Here is a 14,753-nt window from a genome sequence, read left to right as displayed (position 1 = left end):
GCACCAATCCGGCTGTATAGTGGAGAGCGTCTCCACGACGCGAGAATTTGCGACTGCAACGACGATGCGCCGATCCATTCTGATTCCGAACCTCTGCGCCGCCATCATCCTGTGCGTGCTGCCGGCCGATCGAGGCCGAGCCGCGACCGGCGGCGATCCGGCCGCGGTCGCGCAGGTCGACGTCGCGCCATGCCTCGCAGCAACCGCGGCGGACGATGTCGAGAAGGCGACATCCGTCTGCGCCGGTGTGACCGACAACGAAAAGACCGCCAAGCCTGATCTGGTCAAGGCGCTGGTCGCGCGCGGTGCGCTGCTCGGCCGGCACGACCAGATCGATCGCGCCATCGCAGATTACAGTCGGGCGCTTCTGCTCGATCCCTCGCTCGCCGACATCTTCAACGCGCGCGGCGAGCTTTGGCTGAAGAAGGGCGACCGGCCCAAGGCGGTGCAGGATTTTGGCGCGGCGCTGCGGATCAATCCCAATCACGAGAAGGCGAAGGCCAACCACAAGGCGATGGCGCAGGAGCTCGAGCGCCTGGGCGCGCAGATGGCGGTCGCCGGCAAGCCGAGCTTCAACTGCGCGCGCGCCCGCCGCGCCGTGGAGAAGGCGATCTGCGGCAGTCCCGAGCTTGCCGATCTCGACCGCGAGATATTCGCCGCCAGCGCGCGCGGCATCCGCGAAGCCCGTAGTCCCGCGGAAGCCAGGACCTTCCAGCGCGAGCAGGATGACTTCATCGCCCGCCGCAACGCCGAATTCGGCCGGGCAGGGTATGATCTGAAGAAGGCGTTGAAGGATCGCTTGCAGCGGTTGAACGGGGTGGATGGGTATTGAACCGCTTCGACGCGGGAGGTGCGTTCCCTCCCGCTTGCGGGAGAGGGTTGGGGTGAGGTGTCTCCACAGAGAGCCTCCCTGAGAGGAGAGGGCCCCCACCCGGCGCTTCGCCATGGCCTCGGCCCTTATTCAAAGAACGGCCGCCGAAGGTGGCCTGTGCCTCCCCGCAAGCAGGAGAGGTGTACCGAGCGTGGGGCGCCAGCTTGAACCTGTCTCCGCGCGACTGCGACAACGGAGAAAGCCGTCGTCACGGAGCCATCGCCATGTGCGGTCCGCATCATTCCGCGCAACTCGCATTCCCAGCCAGATCCGCGCTGCTTGGCGTCGGACTTGCACTCTGCCTCGCTTTTGCTGCCGGCCCCGCGGCGGCTGGCGGAACACCCGTCGATTGCGTGCTCGGCAGCAAGGAGCCCGTTCCGCGGCTCATCGCGGCCTGCACGGCCATCATCGACCAGACCGCGAATGCGGCCGTCGACCGCGCCGCGGCGCTGGTGGTGCGCGCCGATGCCAATGCGAAAACCTCCGGCGGCTCATCGGATGCCTTGAAGGATCTCGATCGTGCCATTGCGCTCGACGGCCGGAACGCGCGGGCCTTTCGCCTGCGCGGCGATCTGCTGCGTGAGGCCGGCGGCGATCTCAATCGTGCCGCGGCCGACCTTGGCAAGGCGATCGAGCTCGATCCGCAGGATGCCGAAGCTTACGAGCTGCGCGGCATCGTCTACACCAACCAGCGCCGGCTCGACCGGGCGCTTGCGGATTATGACCAGGCGATCAAGCTGAAGCCGGACTATGCGCAGGCCTGGTCCGACCGCGGTGCGACCTGGTATCTCCGCGGCGACAATGAGAAGGCGGTCCGCGATCTCAGCGAGGCATTGCGGCTCGATCCGAACCACGCGCGCAGCTACACCAACCGCGGCGCCGCCTACAAGAAGCTCGGTCAGCTCGACAAGTCCATCGCCGACGACAGCGAGGCGATCCGGCTCGATCCCACGGAGCCGGAATTCTACGATAATCGCGGCCTGTCGCACGCGGCGAAGGGCGAGTACGACCAGGCGATCGCCGACCACGACCAGGCGCTCAAGCTGGAGCATCGACCGAACTTCTTCACCAACCGCGGCGATTCCTACCAGTTCAAGGGCGAGCTGGGTGCTGCGCTCAGCGACTATGATGCCGCGCTCAAGCTCGATCCGAACTTCGCGCTCGCCTACAACAACCGCGCCGTGCTCTACGGCAAGATGGGCGAGCGCAGGAAGGCGCTGGCCGATTACGAGACCGCGTTGCGGCTCGATCCCGGCAATGAGAATGCGGCCGACGGCCGCCGAACCATGATGGCGGAGATCGCCAGGTTCGGCGCTCAGCCGTCGCGTCCTCTGCATGCGCGGTCCGCCGATGATAGCGGCCCGTCCTTCGATTGCGCCATCGCAAAACGCGAGGTCGAGAAGATGATCTGCGCCGATCCGCAGCTCGGGGTGCTCGACCGCCAGATCGCCGAAACCTATGCGCGTGTGCTGAAGTCCGCGAGCGGCCGCGCCGCGAGCGAGCTCCGCCGCACCCAGCGCGATTTCCTGAGTGCTCGCAATACGAGCTTCGGCCGGCCGGGCTACGACCTGAAGAAGGCCATGCAGGAGCGTTTGCAGCGGCTGACGGATAGCTGATAGGGCTTGAGCTTCTCAGGCGGCACCGCATGCTCGGTTACCTCTCCCGCTTGCGGGGGATGTCGACGCGCTCGAAAGGCGCGGCGGGTGGGGGCTTTCTCCACGTGGGGGGCGTTCATTGCGGAAGCACCCCAGCCCTCCCCCGCAAGCGCCGCGTGGCAAGCGGACGTGCCGGGTGAAATGTTCGCCGAAAGACCCATCTTTTTCAGCTTGAACCGCCGCCCGTTCGCGGGAAAATACCCGGCAAACAGCGCTGGCGATTGACCCTGATCATGGCGGAACAGCGTTTTCCCCGTCAGGTCAAAGCCAGCGAAAAAGAGGAAACGGGAGCCGGCTATGAACGTCCAGGGAAACCTCGAAGGAAAGAGCCGATACCACGAAGTTCATGCGCGCTCGCTGGCCGATCCCGAGAGCTTCTGGGCCGAGGCCGCGCAGGAGATCGACTGGATCGAGCCTGCGAAGAAGGTTTTTGATCCCACCCGGGGCACCTATGGCCGCTGGTTCGCAGGCGCCGTCGTCAACACCTGCTACAACGCGCTCGACCGCCACGTCGAACGCGGCCGCGCCGATCAGCTGGCGCTGATCCATGATTCCCCGCTCACCAACAGCATCACGAAGTTCACCTATGCCGAACTCCTGAAAGAGGTGCAGGCGCTCGCTGCCATCATGCAGGATTTCGGCGTGGCCAAAGGCGACCGCGTCCTCCTCTATATGCCGATGGTGCCGGAGGCCGTGGTCGCCATGCTCGCCTGCGCGCGCATCGGCGCGGTGCACTCGGTGGTGTTCGGCGGCTTTGCCGCCAAGGAGCTCGCGACCCGCATCGACGACGCGCAGCCGAAGCTGATCCTCTCCGCAAGCTGCGGCATCGAGCCGGGCCGTATCGTGCAGTACAAGCCGCTGCTCGACGAGGCGATCAAGCTCGCGACGGCGAAGCTAAAAGCCTGCATCATCCTGCAACGTCCGCAACACGTCTGCGAGCTGACGCCGAGCCGCGACTATGACTGGGCGAGCCTGCGCCGCAAGGCGCTGAACGACCGCAAGCGCGCGCCTTGCGTGCCGGTCGCGGCCACCGATCCGCTCTACATCCTCTATACGTCGGGCACGACCGGCGTGCCGAAGGGCGTCGTGCGCGACAATGGTGGGCACCTCGTCGCGGTGAAATGGTCGATGTTCAACCTCTACGGCGTCAAGCCGGGTGAGGTGTGGTGGTGCGGCTCCGACATCGGCTGGGTCGTCGGCCACAGCTATATCGTCTACGGCCCGCTGATCCATGGCGCGACCACGGTCATGTATGAAGGCAAGCCGGTCGGCACGCCCGACGCAGGCGCGTTCTGGCGCGTGATATCGGAGCACAAGGCGGTGGCGCTGTTCACCGCACCGACCGCCTTCCGCGCGATCCGGAAAGAGGATCCGGATGGAAAATTCATCCGGCAATACGACCTGTCGAAATTCCGCACCCTGTTCCTTGCCGGCGAGCGCGCCGATCCGCCAACGGTGGAATGGGCGGAAGCGCAGTTGAAGGTACCTGTCATCGACCACTGGTGGCAGACCGAGACCGGCTGGTGCATCGCCGGCAATCCCGTGGGCGTTGGCATGTTGCCGGTGAAGCATGGCTCGCCGACCGTGCCGATGCCGGGCTATCAGGTTGATGTCGTAGACGAAGCTGCCAAGCCCGTTGCCGCCAACACCATGGGCTCGATCGTCATCAAGCTGCCGATGCCGCCGGGCTGCCTGCCGACGCTGTGGAATCAGGATGCGCGCTTCAAGGAAGCCTATCTCACCGAATTTCCCGGCTACTACAAAACCTCCGACGCCGGCTACAAGGACGAGGACGGCTACGTCTGGGTCATGGGTCGCACCGACGATATCATCAACGTCGCCGGCCACCGGCTCTCGACCGGCGGCATGGAAGAGATTCTCGCCTCGCACCCCGATGTCGCCGAATGCGCCGTGCTCGGCATCAAGGACGCGATCAAGGGCGAGGTGCCCTGCGGCTTCCTGGTGCTGAAGGCAGGCGTCAAGCGCGCGCCGGCCGAGATCGAGAAGGAGATCATCGCCCTGGTGCGCGACAAGCTCGGCCCCGTGGCGGCCTTCAAGCTCGCCATCACCGTCGGCCGCCTGCCCAAGACGCGCTCGGGCAAGATCCTGCGCGGCACCATCAAGAAGATTGCCGACGGCGAGCCCTGGACCATGCCAGCCACCATCGAGGATCCCAAGGTGCTGGATGAAATCGGGGATGCGTTGAAGGGGAGGGTGTGAGGCCGAAGGCGCCCCGCCAGCGTGGCGCCAAGCGGTTGCCCCGATCTTCACTGTCATCACCCGCGAAAGCCGGTGATCCAGTATTCCAGAGACAGTGATGGGATACGGAGAGGCTGCGGCGTACTGGATGCGCCTTCGCGGGGCATGACATCGAAATCTACAACGAATTACAGCGCCTTACGGACTTACAATCTCCTCATTCCGCGCTACAGAGTGCCGGCACATCGAGGACCACTCATGCCAATCACGACCGCGTCGCGCCTTCTCACTGCTGCTCTGCTTGCGCTGGCCCTCTCCGCCTGCGCGGCGCGCAACCAGGCGCCGGTGGCGATGGGTAACGATGATGACGACGCCGTCTGCCAGAGCCGCGGCTATGCCCAGGGCTCGCCCGAATACGTCGCCTGCCGCAAGGATCGCGATGTCCAGCGCAGCGCCGCGACTGCCCGTGCCGATCGCCGCCAGCGCGATCTCGGCGAGTACATGCTCAACCATCCGGAGCGGCCGTAGGCCGTCCGGTCAGCGGAGGCCGTCATGAACGAAGACCAGTTCAACACGTCCTTGCGTAAATTTCTCAAGCAGGTCGGCGTCACCTCGCAGCGCGAGATCGAGAAGGCCGTGCGCGATGCGATCGCGGCGGGCCGGATCAAGGGCCACGAGAAGCTGAAAGCGAAGATGGTGCTGACAATCGACAGCGTCGGACTGGCTCACGAGGTCAGCGACGAAATCGAGCTGGGCTAGTCCGGACGGCAGGTCGAACAGTTGCCGCTGATCGGCAGAGGTGACATTCGCCGTATGCCGTCGCTGCCCGCCTCGCATTCTCATTGCCGCGCTTTTGGGCAGCGCGCGCGGTCCCCTTCACTGAATCTAAAGCGCTTTTCTTTGGCACGGCGATTGCTACAATGTGCCGCAGAGTTGGCAGCTAGGGTTCCGGCCTCGATGGGCGTCTGGACCGAGAGCTGCCACCAGGGGGCCAACCCCTGGTGCACGGCGGGATAAAAGCCCGGGAGACCTCAGTGGCCGCGTTTGGCAGGCACTAGGTCTCTATTCGCCAGTGCTTTTTGCCGGTCCGCGGTCATCAAACCGATGAGGGACTGGACATGCGAACCCCAAAGAATCTGCTGATTGCCGTTACCGCTGCCTGCCTGCTGGCGACGTCCGCGATGTCGACCGCCGTTGCCGAGAAGAAGAAAGAATTCAACATCGCCTGGACGATCTATGTCGGCTGGATGCCCTGGCCCTACGCGGCCGAGGCCGGCATCGTGAAGAAGTGGGCCGACAAATACGGCATCACCATCAACGTCACCCAGATCAACGACTACGTCGAGTCGATCAACCAGTACACCGCGGGCAAGTTCGACGGTGTCACCGTCACGAACATGGACGCGCTGACCATTCCCGCCGCCGGCGGGGTCGACACCACGGCCATCATCATGGGCGACTATTCCAACGGCAATGACGGCGTCGTGCTGAAGAAGGGCAAGTCGCTCGCCGACATCAAGGGCCAGAAGGTCAATTTGGTCGAGCTCTCGGTGTCGCATTATTTGCTGGCGCGGGGCCTCGGCACCGTCAAGCTGCTCGAGAAGAACATCAAGACCGTCAACACGTCCGATGCCGACATCGTCGCGGCCGCCAAATCCAAGGACACGACCGCGATCGTGACCTGGAATCCGCAGCTTCTCGAGGTGAAGTCCGAGCCCGGCGCGACGCTCGTGTTTGACTCCAGCAAGATCCCCGGCGAGATCGAGGATCTCATGGTCGTCAACAGTGCGACCTTGAAGGACAATCCCGAGCTTGCGAAAGCGCTGGTCGGCATCTGGTACGAGACCATCGCGCTGATGAAGGACCAGAGCGAGAAGGGCAGGTCCGCGCGAGAGGCGATGGCAAAGCTCTCCGGCACGGACCTTGCGGGCTTCGAGACCCAGCTCAAGACCACCTTCATGTATTACGAGCCGAAGGATGGCGCGGCGTTCATGACGGGTCCCGAACTGCCCAAGATCATGGACCTCGTCCGCAGCTTCTGCTTCGAGCACAACCTGCTCGGGGAGAACGTCAAGTCGAAGGACGCGATCGGCATCGAGACGCCGACCGCGACGCTCGGCGCCAAGACCAACGTCAAGCTGCGCTTCGACCCCAGCTACATGAAGCTCGCCGCCGACGGGAAGCTGTAAACCGCTGGCAGACGGGCTAGCCTGAACGCTCCGCGCTCAACGGAGATTGCCTCATGACGCGTGCCATGAATGTCGTCCCGCCTCGCGGCGGGCGCATCATCCTTGCCATGCTGCCGTTCCTGCTGCTCGCGATCATCTATGTGATCGGATCGGCGGAGCGGCGCGCCGCCAATCCCGAGGACAAGCTGCTGCCGCCGGTCTCGGAGATGGTCGCTACCTCGAAGCGGCTCATGGCCGAGCCGGATCGGCGTTCCGGCGACTACGTGCTGTGGGCGGACACCGCGGCGAGCCTGCAGCGGCTCGGGCTCGGTCTCGGCATCTCCGCTCTGGTCGGCCTGGTCCTTGGTCTTGCGATCGGCCTGCTGCCGGTCGCGGGCGCCGGCTTCGGCACGCTTGTCGCGGTGCTCTCGATGATCCCTCCGATGGCGGTGCTGCCGGTGCTGTTCATCGTGTTCGGTCTCGGCGAACTCTCGAAGGTGGTGCTGATCATCATCGGTATCACGCCGACGCTGGTGCGCGATCTCTCGCTCGAAGTCGCCGCCATGCCGCGCGAACAACTCGTCAAGGCGCAGACGTTGGGTGCATCGACCTGGCAGGTCGCGATCCGCGTGGTGCTGCCGCAGATCATGCCGCGCCTGATCAAATGCCTGCGGCTGATGATCGGGCCGGCGTTCCTGTTCCTGATCTCGGCGGAGGCGATCGCCTCCGACGTCGGCCTCGGCTACCGCATCTTCCTGGTGCGTCGCTATCTCTCCATGGATGTGATCCTGCCCTATGTCGTCTGGATCACGCTGCTCGCCTATCTCTTCGATCTCGCGCTGGTCGCCATCGGCAGGCGCGCCTTTCCCTGGGCCTTCGAGCAGGAGGCGCGCCGATGAGCACGCTCTCCTTCAAGAACGTCTGGGTCGAGTATGGCGACCAGATCGTGCTCGAACGCATCAATCTCGAGATCTCTTCCGGCACGTTCCTGTCGGTCGTCGGTCCCTCCGGCGCCGGCAAGAGCACGTTCCTGCGCTTGATCCTTGGGCAGGAGAAGCCGTCGCAGGGCAGGGTGCTGCTCGACGGCGAGCCGTTTCCGGCCGAGCCCGGTCCCGACCGCGGCATCGTCTTCCAGCGCTATTCCGTGTTTCCGCATCTGACCGTGCTCGGCAATGTCCTGCTCGGCCATGAATTCGCCGAACGCCCGTTCACGGCGCGCCTCCTCGGCGAGAGCAGGCGCAAGGCGATCGAGAAGAGCCTCGCGCTGATCGAGGCGGTGGGCCTCGGTCCGCACCGCGACAAATATCCGAGCGCGCTGTCCGGCGGCATGCAGCAGCGGCTTGCGATCGCGCAGGCGCTGGCAAAACGTCCGCGCGTGCTGCTGCTGGATGAGCCCTTCGGCGCGCTCGATCCCGGCACGCGCGCGCAGATGCACGCGCTTATCAAGCCGCTGTGGCGCGAGCTGAAGATGACCGTCGTCATGGTCACCCACGACATCAAGGAGGCCTTTGGCCTCGCCACGCGGCTGATCGCGCTCGATCGCGCGCGCCACGATCCGCAGGCGCCGGAGCGGTTCGGCGCAAAAATCACCTACGACCTCGACCTCACCCGCGACAGCGTGGTGCCCGTGCTGGGCTTTATCAGGACCGAAGCGGAAGCTCGGTCATAGACGAAACGACGAAAGGGAGCACACGTCATGCCGTTCAACACCCACGCGCGCCGCGCCGGTCTCATATCCGCGCCTCGATCAACACGCCACCACCATCCCGACTTCGACAAGATGGCGACCCAGGGCTGGCAGGCGCTGGAGGCGGAAGGCAAATTGCCCACCTCCGGCTGGCGCAAGGAGCGGCAATGGGCGCTCGACATGGGCCTGCCGGGCGCCGACAGCCTGACCGACCGTGACATTCCGACCTTTGCGCGCGGCGAGCTGCCGCATTTTGCCGGCATCAACACCTTCATGAAGGCTCCCTACGTCGAGAACGTACGCGACGTCGCCAAGTACGACGCCGCCGTAATCGGCATCCCCTTCGATTCCGGCACCACCTACCGCCCCGGCACCCGCTTCGGGCCGCAAGGCATCCGCCGCATTTCCGCGCTTTACACGCCCTACAACTACGAGCTCGGCGTCGATCTGCGCGAGCAGATGACGCTATGTGACGCCGGCGACGTCTTCACCATTCCGGCCAATCTGGAGAAGAGCTTCGACCAGATCTCGCGTGGCGTCGCGCATGTGTTCTCTTCCGGCGCGCTGCCGATCATGCTCGGCGGCGATCACTCGATCGGCTTTCCCTGCGTGCGCGGCATCGCGCAGTGCACCGACAAGCGCATCGGCATCATCCATTTCGACCGCCACATCGACATCCAGGAAAAGGATCTCGACGAGCGCATGCACACCACGCCCTGGTTCCACGCGACCAACCTGCCGAACGTCAAGCCGACCAACCTCGTGCAGCTCGGCATCGGCGGCTGGCAGGTGCCGCGCGAGGGCGTCGAGGTCGCGCGCAAGCGCAACACCAACGTCCTGACCATCGCCGACATCGAGAAGATCGGCCTGGAAAAGACCGCCGAGATCGCTTTGGAGCTGGCCTGGAAGGATGCCGATGCCGTCTACATCTCCTTCGACGTCGATTCCATCGATTGCGGTTTCGTCCCCGGTACCGGCTGGCCGGAGCCCGGCGGCTTCCTGCCGCGCGAGGCGCTGAAGATCCTCGGCCTCGTCGCTGCCGAGGGCCTCTGCGGTCTCGAAGTGGTGGAAGTCTCGCCGCCCTACGACACCTCCGACATCACCGCGCTGATCGGCGTCCGCGTCGTCGTCGAAGCGCTCGGCTCGATGGTGGCGCATGGCAAGCTCGGCAGCCATAAGAAGATCATCAACAAGCCTGTCGCGTATTGAGGCCCGCCATGCATCGCCATCATCATCACGGCCATCATCACGAGCACGGTCACGATCATCACCACGATCATGACCACCATCATTCGCACGGCCATGATCACGACCATCCGCCGCATGGTCCTGGCCACAACCATTCGCACGCTCCCCGCGCGCCTGCGCAATGGCAAACGCCGCATCAGCCCGACGGCGCGAAGAGCGCGGCGCCGGCCACGGAGCCCGATCTGGACAAGGTCGAGGCCGCCTTTGTCGATGGTTTCTTGCAGGCGCCGGATCCCACCAGCTTCCTGCGCCTCGCCCGCATCCCCTTCGAGATCGGAGCGAATGGTACGAGCCTGCGGCTGCTGCGTGTCGAGATCGATGCGCTCACCGACGTCGGCAGTCTCACGCCGCATCTCGGCGGCGTCAGTTTCCGCTACGATCCCTTGCCATCGAATTTCATCTCGCGCAGGAGACGCCTGCGCTTCGTCTATTTCGACGGCGAGGCCTTGCGCGGCCTCAGCTACGCGGAGCTTCGCGAGATGGAGGGCGCTGACAAGATGTGATTAGCCGTGGTGAGCCGTTCTCGGATGCCGCTCGTGCAGCAGCTTGGCGAGCGGATCACGGTCTGCAGGGTGATCCTTCACGGCCGTGTCGAAGAGGGCTTCCTGAACGTACCGGGGCATGTCGCCCCAGACCGCCAGGACCGCGCGCCCGAGCATCACAGCAAAGCGTTGTTCGTCGAGTTGCATGGCACATCCTCCGCGCGGATCAATGCGATATCGACCGCATCGTTCCGGCATAGACGAAGAGCGAACTCTTGCGATGAAGCTGGCTCCTGTGCTCCCAAAACAAAAACGCGGCGGGTTACCCCGCCGCGTTCAAATCGATTTCGACATTCGGCCGAGGAGCTCAAAACCTACTCCTCTTCCTCCTGCTTCTTGCCGCCGAGCGTCTTCAGCTTGGCGAACACGGCGTCGACGTTGAGGTCGTCGCTGCTCTTCTCCGCCGGTTCGTATTCGTCCTTCTTCGTGGTCTCGGAGGCCGGCAGCAAAGTGGCGCCGCCATAGGCTGCGTCGACCGGCTTCTCCTTGGCTGCACGCGCGACCTCGAAATCGAGCTCGATCTGCGAGCAGAGACCGAGGGTGACGGGGTCGATCGGGGTCAACTGCGAGGTGTTCCAGTGGGTGCGGTCGCGGACGCTGGCGATTGTGCTCTTGGTGGTGCCGACCAGGCGCATGATCTGGGCATCCTTGAGCTCCGGATGGCTGCGCAGCAGCCAGAGGATCGCACTCGGACGCTCATGGCGGCGCGAGACCGGGGTGTAGCGCGGCCCCTTGCGCTTGGGCTGGGGCGGCAGCACGACCTTGCTCTCCTGGAGACGCAGCCGGTAGTCCGGGTTCCTCTCGCCCTTCTCGATCTCCTCGCGAGTCAGCTGGCCGTTGGAGAGGGGATCCATGCCCTTGATGCCCTGGGCGGCGTCGCCGTCGGCGATCGCGCGCACCTCCAGGGGGTGCATCTTGGTGAAATCGGCGACCTGATCGAAGGTCAGCGCCGTGTTGTCGAGCAGCCAGACGGCGGTCGCCTTGGGCATCAGAGGTGCGTTGCTCATGGCAAATCTCCTTTGTGCTTCGCCCACCCCTCTGGAGGCGAAACCGGTGGTCATCAGCGATGACGGGAATTAACGCCTATATAAGCCGCCAGGGGGCAATTACGCAATGGTTCTGCTATAGATAGTGCCTTGACAGCGCCCGAAAGGGGGCCCAAGTCCCTGTAAAGTCCAAGCAGACCGTTTTAAGCCCTATTCCATCCATCGACCGTTCCCCCCGCCAGAAGGCCGAGGGGTGATTCGGTCCCGAGATCGCTTCATGTCAGCCAAACCAGACCTCAAGATCGTGCTTTGTTCTCCCCGCGGCTTCTGCGCGGGGGTGGTGCGGGCCATCGACACGGTGGAGCGGGCGCTCACCATGTATGGTGCCCCGGTCTATGTTCGCCATGAGATTGTGCACAACAAATACGTCGTGGACGGGTTGAAAAAGAAGGGCGCGATCTTCGTCGAGGAGCTGGCTGAAATTCCGGAAAACACCACTGCGCCCGTGGTGTTTTCGGCCCATGGCGTGCCCAAATCCGTTCCGGCGGATGCGCAATCCCGCAATCTGTTCTCGCTCGACGCGACCTGCCCGCTGGTGACCAAGGTGCACCGCGAGGCCGCCATCCACTTCAAGCGTGGCCGCGAGATCTTCCTGATCGGCCATTCCCATCATCCCGAGGTGGTCGGCACGCTTGGCCAGCTCCCGGTCGGCGCCGTGACCCTGATCGAGACCGCCGAGGATGCCAAGACCATCGCGCCGAAGGATCCGAACAACCTCGCCTTCGTGACCCAGACCACGCTGTCGATCGACGACACAGCGGAGATCGTGGCGCTCTTGAAGGAGCGCTTCCCGAACATCAACGGGCCGCACAAGGAAGACATCTGCTACGCCACCACCAACCGCCAGCTCGCGGTGAAGAAGGTGGCGCCCGTGGTCGATGGGCTGATCGTGGTCGGCGCGCCGAATTCGTCGAACTCGCAGCGCCTGCGCGAGGTCGCCGAGCGCGAGGGCTGCAAGATCGCCGTGCTGGCGCAGCGTGCCACCGACATCGACTGGGATCGTTTCGGCGACATCAAGAGCCTCGGCATCACCGCGGGCGCCTCGGCGCCGGAGGTGATCGTCGAGGAGATCATGGACGCCTTTGCCGAGCGCTACACGCTGCATGTGGAGACCGTGTCGGCCGCGGAAGAGAACGAGTTCTTCCCGCTGCCGCGCTCGCTGCGCCCCGAAGCCGCTGCCGAGTAATCTTGTATGGCGGTCTACACCGACGTCGCCGCCGACGAGCTTGCGGATTACCTAAGCCAATACGATCTCGGCGAACTCCTGTCCTACAAGGGCATCGCCGAGGGCGTCGAGAACTCCAACTTCCTGCTGCACACCAGCCGGGGAAACAAGCAAGCCTCGTTCATCCTCACGCTCTACGAGAAGCGCGTGGCGAAGAACGATTTGCCGTTCTTCCTCGCGCTGATGACTCATCTTGCCGAACACGGCATCAACTGTCCGCTGCCAGTGAAGGCGAGGGACGGCGAGGCGCTGCGCGAGCTTGCTGGACGGCCTGCGGCAATCATCACCTTTCTCGAGGGCATCTGGCCGCGCAAGCCGAATGCCACGCATTGCGCGGGCGTCGGCGAGGCGCTGGCGAAGATGCATCTGGCCGGCGCCAATTTCGCGGTTCGGCGCAGCAATGCGCTCTCGGTGTCCGGCTGGCGGCCGCTGTTCGACCAGGCCGCCGCTCGCGCCGACGAGGTGCAGCCTGGCCTGCGCGCATTCCTCGAAACCGAGCTCGATCATCTCTCGAGCGGCGTCTGGCCGAACAACCTGCCCGAAGGCGTGATCCACGCCGACCTGTTCAACGACAACGTCTTCTTCCTCGGCGACAAGCTCTCCGGGATCATCGACTTCACCTTCGCCTGCAATGACATGTTCGCCTATGACGTCGCGATCTGTCTCAATGCCTGGTGCTTCGAACCGGATCACTCCTTCAACGTCACCAAGGCGCGCGCCTTCCTCAATGCCTATGGTCGCGTCCGCAAGCTGACCGAGGCGGAGGAAGCCGCGCTGCCTCTGCTGGCGCGGGGCGCGGCGATCCGCTTCCTGCTGACGCGGCTGGTCGACTGGCTCAACGTGCCGCCGGGTGCGCTGGTGCGCCCCAAGGACCCGCTCGAATACGTCCGCAAGCTGCGCTTCCACCAGAGCGTTTCGAGCGTGCGCGACTATGGCCTCTTGCCGTCAGGACTGGTCGCGTGAGCGAGCTGCCCAATGTCACGATCTTCACGGACGGTGCCTGTTCGGGAAATCCCGGGCCCGGCGGCTGGGGGGCGATCCTGAGGTTCGGCGACAAGGAGAAGGAGCTGAACGGCGGCGAGCGCCATACCACCAACAACCAGATGGAGCTGATGGCGGCGATCTCGGCGCTGGAAGCGCTGAAGAAGCCCTGCTCGGTCGATCTCTACACCGACAGCCAATATGTGCGGCAGGGCATTACCGGCTGGATCTACGGCTGGAAGCGCAACGGCTGGCGCACCGCCGACAAGAAGCCGGTGAAGAACGTCGAGCTATGGCAGCGCCTCGATACCGCGCTGAAGGCGCACGAGGTGCGCTGGCACTGGGTCAAGGGCCACGCCGGCCATCCCGAAAACGAGCGCGCCGATCAGTTGGCGCGCGATGGGATCGCGATGGCGAGGTTGCAAGAGCGGGTGAGGGAGTAAGGCGGGCGTTCGTTCCTTCCGCTCGTCATGGCCGGGCTTGACCCGGCCATCCACGCCTTGCCATGCGCGCCCAAGAACGTGGATGCCCGGGACAAGCCCGGGCATGACGCCGTTGTTAGAGTCGCGGTGACGCGAAAATCAGAGCTGCCCGAGCAACGTATCGCCACCCGACACCTCGACCTTGCCGGGCATCGCCTCGAGGTTCAGCTTCTTCACCACGCCGTCCTCGACCAGCATCGAGTAGCGCTTGGAGCGGATGCCGAGGCCGTTGGCGGAGGCATCTAACTCCATGCCGATCGCCTTGGTGAAGTCGGCATTGCCGTCGGCGAGGAAGGTCGCCTCGTCACGTTGGTCGGTGTCGCGCTTCCAGGCGTTCATCACGAATGCGTCGTTGACGGAGACGATCGCGATGGTGTCGACGCCCTTGTCCTTGATGGCATAGGCGTTGAGGAAGATGCTTGGCAGATGCATCTTGTGGCAGGTGCCGGTGTAGGCGCCGGGCACAGCGAACAGCGCCACCTTCTTGCCCTTGAAGACGTCGTCGGTCGATTTGACCTGCGGACCTTCCGCCGTCATCACGCGGAATTTCGCCTCGGGCAGCTTGTCGCCAACTTGGATGGTCATCGTGAATTCTCCATGGAAAGGGGCGGGGCTGTTCTAGAGCATTTTACCGGCGGAGGGAAACGGC

General features: G+C 64.4%; 15 protein-coding genes, 1 pseudogene and 1 riboswitch. Of the genes and pseudogenes, 13 read left to right on the top strand and 3 right to left on the bottom strand.

Translation table 11 applies throughout. The features are described 5' to 3' along the window. The first annotated feature begins 64 nt into the window (after positions 1-64). From ACV1FX_RS17960 to ACV1FX_RS17915, 10 genes and pseudogenes are all read left to right on the top strand, one after another. Positions 65-832 carry a hypothetical protein gene (locus tag ACV1FX_RS17960; protein ID WP_473118875.1) on the top strand — a complete coding sequence of 256 codons (768 nt, stop codon included), beginning with the start codon at positions 65-67 and terminating at the stop codon, positions 830-832. Positions 833-1,095: 263 nt separating this feature from the next. Further along, a complete protein-coding gene (locus ACV1FX_RS17955) occupies positions 1,096-2,487 on the top strand; it encodes a tetratricopeptide repeat protein (RefSeq protein ID WP_473118874.1) in 1,392 nt (463 codons plus the stop codon). Positions 2,488-2,823: 336 nt separating this feature from the next. Then, positions 2,824-4,746 (top strand): propionyl-CoA synthetase, encoded by a 1,923-nt coding sequence (locus tag ACV1FX_RS17950; RefSeq protein WP_473118873.1) that lies wholly within the window; start codon positions 2,824-2,826, stop codon positions 4,744-4,746. Between the two features lie 237 nt (positions 4,747-4,983). Then, positions 4,984-5,253 carry a hypothetical protein gene (locus tag ACV1FX_RS17945; protein ID WP_473118872.1) on the top strand — a complete coding sequence of 90 codons (270 nt, stop codon included), beginning with the start codon at positions 4,984-4,986 and terminating at the stop codon, positions 5,251-5,253. A gap of 24 nt (positions 5,254-5,277) precedes the next feature. Further along, positions 5,278-5,484, top strand: coding sequence for a DUF6494 family protein (locus ACV1FX_RS17940; protein ID WP_473118871.1), 207 nt, complete (start codon positions 5,278-5,280; stop codon positions 5,482-5,484). 170 nt (positions 5,485-5,654) lie between these two features. Next, a riboswitch (guanidine-I (ykkC/yxkD leader) is annotated at positions 5,655-5,755 on the top strand. Between the two features lie 88 nt (positions 5,756-5,843). Continuing rightward, complete coding sequence (locus ACV1FX_RS17935; RefSeq protein ID WP_473118870.1) at positions 5,844-6,914, top strand: putative urea ABC transporter substrate-binding protein; 1,071 nt, start codon at positions 5,844-5,846, stop codon at positions 6,912-6,914. A gap of 53 nt (positions 6,915-6,967) precedes the next feature. Next, complete coding sequence (locus tag ACV1FX_RS17930; RefSeq protein WP_473118869.1) at positions 6,968-7,792, top strand: ABC transporter permease; 825 nt, start codon at positions 6,968-6,970, stop codon at positions 7,790-7,792. After that, positions 7,789-8,562, top strand: coding sequence for an ABC transporter ATP-binding protein (locus ACV1FX_RS17925; RefSeq protein WP_473118868.1), 774 nt, complete (start codon positions 7,789-7,791; stop codon positions 8,560-8,562). The genes ACV1FX_RS17930 and ACV1FX_RS17925 overlap by 4 nt, the downstream gene beginning before the upstream one ends. A 27-nt stretch (positions 8,563-8,589) precedes the next feature. Next, entirely contained in the window at positions 8,590-9,789 is a 1,200-nt protein-coding gene (locus ACV1FX_RS17920; RefSeq protein ID WP_473118867.1) for an agmatinase family protein, read from the top strand. Between the two features lie 158 nt (positions 9,790-9,947). Continuing rightward, a pseudogene (locus tag ACV1FX_RS17915) lies at positions 9,948-10,331 on the top strand (hypothetical protein); the annotation flags it as partial. Here ACV1FX_RS17915 and ACV1FX_RS17910 read toward each other — a convergent pair. Both ACV1FX_RS17910 and ACV1FX_RS17905 read right to left on the bottom strand, forming a co-directional pair. Further along, positions 10,332-10,517, bottom strand: coding sequence for a hypothetical protein (locus tag ACV1FX_RS17910; RefSeq protein WP_473118866.1), 186 nt, complete (start codon positions 10,515-10,517; stop codon positions 10,332-10,334). A 167-nt stretch (positions 10,518-10,684) separates the two neighbouring features. Further along, entirely contained in the window at positions 10,685-11,377 is a 693-nt protein-coding gene (locus ACV1FX_RS17905; RefSeq protein WP_473118865.1) for a DUF1013 domain-containing protein, read from the bottom strand. Positions 11,378-11,633: 256 nt separating this feature from the next. Here ACV1FX_RS17905 and ispH point away from each other — a divergent pair, with 256 nt between their 5' ends. Genes ispH through rnhA form a run of 3 tightly spaced genes read left to right on the top strand, consistent with a single transcriptional unit; the run spans position 11,634 to position 14,065 of the window. Continuing rightward, on the top strand, positions 11,634-12,602 hold the full coding sequence (ispH, locus tag ACV1FX_RS17900; RefSeq protein WP_473118864.1) for a 4-hydroxy-3-methylbut-2-enyl diphosphate reductase: 969 nt from the start codon (positions 11,634-11,636) through the stop codon (positions 12,600-12,602). Between the two features lie 6 nt (positions 12,603-12,608). Continuing rightward, positions 12,609-13,604 carry a homoserine kinase gene (locus tag ACV1FX_RS17895; RefSeq protein WP_473118863.1) on the top strand — a complete coding sequence of 332 codons (996 nt, stop codon included), beginning with the start codon at positions 12,609-12,611 and terminating at the stop codon, positions 13,602-13,604. Beyond that, positions 13,601-14,065, top strand: coding sequence for a ribonuclease HI (gene rnhA, locus ACV1FX_RS17890; RefSeq protein ID WP_473118862.1), 465 nt, complete (start codon positions 13,601-13,603; stop codon positions 14,063-14,065). The genes ACV1FX_RS17895 and rnhA overlap by 4 nt, the downstream gene beginning before the upstream one ends. A gap of 138 nt (positions 14,066-14,203) precedes the next feature. On the opposite strand, the gene ACV1FX_RS17885 is transcribed toward rnhA, so the two are convergent. Continuing rightward, positions 14,204-14,689: a redoxin family protein gene (locus tag ACV1FX_RS17885; protein ID WP_473118861.1), complete on the bottom strand. Its 486-nt coding sequence runs from the start codon at positions 14,687-14,689 to the stop codon at positions 14,204-14,206. Positions 14,690-14,753: the final 64 nt, after the last annotated feature.

It is taken from the genome of Bradyrhizobium ingae (assembly GCF_055791185.1).
The sequence above is the reverse complement of the archived record's forward strand: the minus strand, read 5'-3'. Positions and strand labels throughout refer to the sequence as shown.

Coding starts and splice junctions, on each gene's coding strand:
- ACV1FX_RS17925 (WP_473118868.1), top strand. CDS start 7,789: ATGAGCACGCTCTCCTTCAAGAACGTCTGGGTCGAGTATGGCGACCAG.
- ACV1FX_RS17905 (WP_473118865.1), bottom strand. CDS start 11,377: ATGAGCAACGCACCTCTGATGCCCAAGGCGACCGCCGTCTGGCTGCTC.
- ACV1FX_RS17930 (WP_473118869.1), top strand. CDS start 6,968: ATGACGCGTGCCATGAATGTCGTCCCGCCTCGCGGCGGGCGCATCATC.
- ispH (WP_473118864.1), top strand. CDS start 11,634: ATGTCAGCCAAACCAGACCTCAAGATCGTGCTTTGTTCTCCCCGCGGC.
- ACV1FX_RS17955 (WP_473118874.1), top strand. CDS start 1,096: ATGTGCGGTCCGCATCATTCCGCGCAACTCGCATTCCCAGCCAGATCC.
- ACV1FX_RS17885 (WP_473118861.1), bottom strand. CDS start 14,689: ATGACCATCCAAGTTGGCGACAAGCTGCCCGAGGCGAAATTCCGCGTG.
- ACV1FX_RS17950 (WP_473118873.1), top strand. CDS start 2,824: ATGAACGTCCAGGGAAACCTCGAAGGAAAGAGCCGATACCACGAAGTT.
- ACV1FX_RS17945 (WP_473118872.1), top strand. CDS start 4,984: ATGCCAATCACGACCGCGTCGCGCCTTCTCACTGCTGCTCTGCTTGCG.
- ACV1FX_RS17910 (WP_473118866.1), bottom strand. CDS start 10,517: ATGCAACTCGACGAACAACGCTTTGCTGTGATGCTCGGGCGCGCGGTC.
- ACV1FX_RS17935 (WP_473118870.1), top strand. CDS start 5,844: ATGCGAACCCCAAAGAATCTGCTGATTGCCGTTACCGCTGCCTGCCTG.
- ACV1FX_RS17960 (WP_473118875.1), top strand. CDS start 65: ATGCGCCGATCCATTCTGATTCCGAACCTCTGCGCCGCCATCATCCTG.
- ACV1FX_RS17920 (WP_473118867.1), top strand. CDS start 8,590: ATGCCGTTCAACACCCACGCGCGCCGCGCCGGTCTCATATCCGCGCCT.
- ACV1FX_RS17895 (WP_473118863.1), top strand. CDS start 12,609: ATGGCGGTCTACACCGACGTCGCCGCCGACGAGCTTGCGGATTACCTA.
- ACV1FX_RS17940 (WP_473118871.1), top strand. CDS start 5,278: ATGAACGAAGACCAGTTCAACACGTCCTTGCGTAAATTTCTCAAGCAG.